Origin of the sequence: Pseudoalteromonas sp. SG43-3 (assembly GCF_014164385.1) — a bacterium.
In the GTDB taxonomy this organism is placed as follows: Bacteria; Pseudomonadota; Gammaproteobacteria; order Enterobacterales; family Alteromonadaceae; genus Pseudoalteromonas; species Pseudoalteromonas distincta.
In genome coordinates, this window is the sequence record NZ_JACJFC010000087.1 from 1 (window position 1) to 356 (window position 356).

1 rRNA gene is annotated in these 356 nt (G+C 39.3%); it reads right to left on the minus strand.

From position 1 onward, the window contains the following. A 16S ribosomal RNA gene (locus tag H5157_RS20720) occupies positions 1-83 on the minus strand; the annotation flags it as partial. Positions 84-356: the final 273 nt, after the last annotated feature.

Below are 356 nucleotides of genomic sequence, written 5' to 3' on the forward strand. Positions count from 1 at the left end.
GCTACTTTCTGTTACCGCTCGACTTGCATGTGTTAGGCCTGCCGCCAGCGTTCAATCTGAGCCATGATCAAACTCTTCAATTAAAAAGTTTTATGTCTTTCGACAGCTCAATGAATTCTGAATTTATTTTAATATCTTTCGATATTGAATTGACTGTGCTGCAATTCCTACCGAAGTAGTTATTGCTGTTGGTCACTCAGTTTCAATTGAGACTCTAATTTTTTTGCCTCACTACCTAAGTAGCTTGGCTGTTAGAACTCAATCTGTACGAGTGCCCACACAGATGATTGCTTTATATTGTTAAAGAACGTTTTGAGTCGCTTTAGCGTCTCAAGGGATGCGAATAATACACCCTT